This window comes from Streptomyces sp. NPDC054840 (assembly GCF_053611065.1).
Genome location: NZ_JBSGZP010000600.1, coordinates 1 through 4,611, shown reverse-complemented (window position 1 = coordinate 4,611; position 4,611 = coordinate 1). Strand labels below are relative to the sequence as shown.

Sequence of the window (4,611 nt, the reverse complement as noted above, 5' to 3'; positions counted from 1 at the left end):
CTTCCCCGCAGTTCCTCGATCTCCCCAAGATCCACGACCGCAGCATGCACCACCACACACCGCCCGATCAAACCAACCTAACGAAGCACTACTAGAACGACACGTCGATGTAGTCGATGTCGGTGAATTCGACTTCGAGCTGGTCGGCGCGGGTGCCGCCGTCTTTGAAGTAGATGTCCTGGAGGCCTTCGGCGACGATCGCCCGCAGTTCCGGATCCGGGGCGCCGTGTTGCTGGGCGTCGAAGAGGCGCTGCGCGTAGGCGGGCGGGAGATGGACGGTCAGCCGGCGCATACGCCCGTCGTCGGTGGTGCCGACGGGTGCGGTGTAGCCGAAGCGGGCGCGGGTCTCGACGGTGATCCCGGTTGCGGTGGCGGCCTGCTTGCGGCGGCGGCCGCGGACCACGGGCTGCCAGCGGGCGCGTACGGCGTCGTCGATGCGGTCGGTGATCGCCTTCGGCGGGGTTTTCCGTTCCCCAGTGCGGTAGCGCTCGACGGAGCGCTGGCTGACGCCGAGCTCGGCGGCCACGGCCCTGGTGGTCTTCAGCTTGCCGATCAGGAAGTTGATGCGGCCCTTCAGCGTCTTGGGCGGCTCCCGCGTGAAGACCTCCCGGTCCGCTCGCTCCAGGGCGTCGTCGATGTCCCCCACGGCCTACTCTCCTTCGTCGGTGACGGCGTCGCCGCCCTTGATGTGGCGGGCCGGGTTGAGGCCCTTCTCCATGAGGTCGACGGCCCACGCCATCTCCTGGACGCCTTCGACCTTGGCGAGGCCCGGCGTCGTTCCGAGACGGAAGGCGCCGGGGAGGGGCTTGCCGGAGGTGGTGTAAGGGAGGAAGTCGAGCGGGGAGGGCCCGGACGACGCGTAGACGACGCAGTCGGACAGGACACCGAGCGGGTACTGGCCGGTGGCCTTCGCGGTGTTGGCCATCTTGCGGTGCATGTTGACCCGCGCCTTGGAGATGACCGCGGCCCGGATGTCGGGGCGCCAGGTCGGGCGTTCCAGCGCCGGCCACCGTTCCCCGTCGCGGTAGTGGCGGCCCTGGGGGCGCTCGCGCAGCTTGCCGATGCCGCCCTTGACGGTGGCCTTGATCGCGGCGAGGACGGCCGCCATCGCGGGGTCGACCTGCTTGTGGTGCTCCATGGCGGCGAGGAACTGCCGGTCGTCCAGCTCGGCGGTCACGCCGAGGTCGGCGAGGGTGTCGGCGTAGGCGGTCTTGAGGCGGTCGTGCCACGGATCCAGGTAGGCGCCGGTCTCCCGGCGCAGGAACGCCTCGATGGGGGCGACGTCGAAGCCGAGTTCCTGGGCGTAGGCGAGGGTGTGGGTCTGGTACCAGGCCGGCCCCTCGGGCCGCTGCCCGGACGGCGTGAACGGCGACGGCAGCCGCGGATCCAGCTCGATCCCGGACAGGTCGACCAGCCAGGAGCCGGGGATCTTCTTGTTGAACTTCGGCGCGTGGAAGTGGTCGGGTGCGGACAGGCCGACGACCAGGCGCGCGGAGGCGGCGAGGAACGCGGTGTTCAGGTCCAGGCCGACCGCGTACGGCAGCAGACACTCCTCATCCGACAGCAGGTCCACGTCGCGCACCCACTGGTACGCCTCCTCGTCGAGGAAGCCGCCGGTCCAGCCCTGCGCGACCGGGTGTTCGGTGGGGGCCTCCGGCGGCGCCGGATCCATCGGGTCCGTCCCCAGCGAGCCCGGGTTGTAGGCGGACTCCCACTCGCCCGTAGTCTCGTTCGTCACTGCGCGGGTCGGCGGCCGCAGCGCGGTCATCAGCTCCAGCCCGGAGGTGGCGGTCGAGCCGCGCGGGGTGATCACCCGGGCCGCATACGTACCCAGCACCCGGGCGACCTCGACCGGCTCCATACCCGCAACGCCCGGCCAGGCTCGGGCGTCGAGCGCGTCCCACGACAGGATCGCGAGCTGCACGCACTGGCGCTGTCCGGCATGCGCCGGGCGGTAGATCCGCGCCCACGGCCCGAAGCCGCGCTTGGTGAGCTTCCACTTCGCCTTCGCCAGTTGCCTGACGACCGGGTGATCGTCCTCCAGGCGCAGGGAGCGGCGCTGCTCGTGGCCCTCCAGCCGCTCGGGCAGACCCAGCCGTACGGCGGCCGCCGAGGTAAGGACGACCAGCGGGTCGGAGTCCTTGCCGTTGCGGTTCAGCCGCGGCGCACCGAGCCCGGACTCCTTCAGCGTCCACTCCACCAACTGCGGAATGGTGGTTGCCGGACAGTCCAGCACGATCCCGTCGACGCCGTACGCGCTCCCGTCACCGTCCAGGACCACGAGCGGACCGTGCGGGAACCGCGGGTCAACGGCCGCCGGCGGGGCGGTTCTCCTCGCCGGGCGGCGCGACGTCGCCGCCGGTCCCCCCGCCTCCACCGGCGCCTTTCCGATCGGATCCGGTGCAGCGGCGGTGGAGGGCTTGGCGGGTTGCTCCACGGGGCTTGTGAACGCCTCCGGAACCGGAGCATGCGCAGACTCGGGCGCGGGGTACCGCTCGGCCCATCCGTCCAGCAGCCGCAGGTAGGCCTGCAGGCGCGGTGGTCTCGGCTCGGAGCGGCCGTTCTCCCAGTTCTTCACCGTCTGCGGCGTCGACTTCAACGCGGCCGCGAGCCGTGCCTGAGTGATGCCGGCCGCCTCACGCAGCCGCGCCCGCTCCGCCGGAGCCGGCAACCGCGGCTCGCCCTCCAGCAGCGCGTCCACCGCGTCGAACAGTTCTTCCTGGCTCGGCATAGCCACCTCCACCCCGAACCCTAGCAAAATTAACCTCACCCGGATGATGGATTTAACCCTACCGGGTGGGTGTCGTGTTTTCGGGCACCGAGATACCCGGAACACCGCACCGACGCCACCCGATGCACGCCACTTCCACCCGTCGGCATCCACGGCGTGCATTGTGCACTCGGTGGATGTCCATCGGGTGGAATCCACCGAGTGGATGTCATCGGGGAGAGAGTGGAGGCCACCGAGTGGGCGCCACACCCGGGTGTCCGGGCCGCCGCCGGTGGTCTGGAGCTCCCGCACGGGGAGCGGCGTCCCGTTGCATGTGGCGGAGACGACCTTCTGGTCATGGGCCGCGAAGATCTCAAGCCAGCCCAGCCAGGGACCCGCCTCGAAGGGAACGAGCTGCGGAACCTCGCCCACCGCGGGGCCGACGGGCTCCGAGTGACACGCCATCTCAGAGACACCGCCGAACGAGGCGCGGCAGAACCGTCCGTCTGTTGTCAGCCAGGTAAGGGCGGCCGCGTTGCCGCGCACTGCAGCCACGGCCAGGCCTTGGCCGTCGGGGTGATTCCTTGCCCTTCACGTTCGCCTGCGAGAGCACGAGGGAGCGCGCTTCTCTTGCTTGAGATCAAGAAGCATCCTGAGCTCTGTGTGCCAGGCGATGTTGGCCACGGTATGCCCTCCCCTGCCGGCGATCCCCTGCTTTCACGGTAGGCGGCGACAACCCGACAGAGTGCGGTCCTCTGAGCGACATCACCAGATGTGCAACGCGGGCTGGTGGTTGTCTGCGGCTTCCAGGAACGCTTCACGATCACCGACGTCCGCGGCGGTGAGAAATAGGATCGCCCGCCACGGGAGCGCATGGTTGTAGAACGGATGGGACCGGCGCGACCGGACGGCCAGTACGTCGGCGTTGGGTCGCCCTCGGTCAGCGATGGTTGGGGCTCAGCAGCGTGGCGGCCGCAGCGATGAAGGCGAGGGTTGCTTCTTTGGCCGCATGGCGCCGCGCGTCCAGCTCGGCCCGGTCGATGGCCTTGCGCAGGGCGTACGTGGCATCTGCGGCCTGCTGGGCGGGGCCGGCCAGCTCGGGAACCAGGACCTGAAGGCGGATGTGGGGCGCGGTGATTGCCGCCCGGGTGTCGTGGGACCTCGTCTGGGCCTCCAGCTGGTGGTCGGTGCCCGCCTCGGCGAGGGTCAGACGCTCCCGATGGAAGATCGCCGAGCGGTGCGCGTCCAGGGCGGCCGCGAGGTCGGTGACGGCGCCGAGCTGGTCCTGCCGGTGGCTCTCGGCGCGCTCCTCGACGCGTGCGGTGCGTGCGGAACGGTGCTGGAGGAGTCCGGCGGTCAGGGCACCGGCGAGGGTACCGAGTACGGCAACGATCGAAGGCCATATGGACATCAGGATTGGGTCCTCTCGGGCAGTCGGTTTCGGTGGTGAGGTCGTCGGACAGCCAGGCACGCGGCGGCGCCTTCCGTGGGTCACGCCTGCGGCGTTCCGGGCCTGCCCTGGCTGCCATGATCACTTGTCCCGAGTCGACCTGCACACGAGACGGCCGGATGCACATACCGGCGCGCTCCCAAAACTCGGTTCTGGCACAGACCTTGGGGAGCCGTCGCGGATGGTGGACGACGTCGTTCGATTGAGAGGGGTGCGAACCCTGGTTGCTAGGGTCTGTCGTCAAAGTGATCTTGGATTGTGGATCACGGTGTCGTGATACGTCGCCATGAACTGTCCGATGCCGAGTGGGAACTTGTGGAGCCGTTGCTGCCCCGGCCTGTACTGGGGCGGCCGCGGCTGGACGACCGGACGGTCCTGAACGGGATCGTGTGGAAGTTCCGGACCGGGGTCGCGTGGCGGGATGTGCCTGAGAGATACGGCCCGTGGGCCA

The 4,611-nt window shown here is 69.7% G+C and carries 4 protein-coding genes; 1 reads left to right on the top strand and 3 read right to left on the bottom strand.

The features are described from left to right. Positions 1 to 91: 91 nt before the first annotated feature. The 3 genes from tpg to ACWGIU_RS30435 form a co-directional block, all read right to left on the bottom strand. On the bottom strand, positions 92 to 646 hold the full coding sequence (tpg, locus tag ACWGIU_RS30445) for a telomere-protecting terminal protein Tpg (RefSeq protein WP_453711176.1): 555 nt from the start codon (positions 644 to 646) through the stop codon (positions 92 to 94). A gap of 3 nt (positions 647 to 649) precedes the next feature. After that, positions 650 to 2,731 (bottom strand): telomere-associated protein Tap, encoded by a 2,082-nt coding sequence (gene tap, locus ACWGIU_RS30440; RefSeq protein WP_453711174.1) that lies wholly within the window; start codon positions 2,729 to 2,731, stop codon positions 650 to 652. 919 nt (positions 2,732 to 3,650) lie between these two features. Continuing rightward, positions 3,651 to 4,121, bottom strand: a complete 471-nt coding sequence (locus ACWGIU_RS30435; RefSeq protein WP_453711172.1) for a hypothetical protein — start codon at positions 4,119 to 4,121, stop codon at positions 3,651 to 3,653. A 312-nt stretch (positions 4,122 to 4,433) separates the two neighbouring features. Here ACWGIU_RS30435 and ACWGIU_RS30430 point away from each other — a divergent pair. Continuing rightward, the coding region (locus tag ACWGIU_RS30430) for a transposase (protein ID WP_453711178.1) at positions 4,434 to 4,611 on the top strand (178 nt) is incomplete at its 3' end.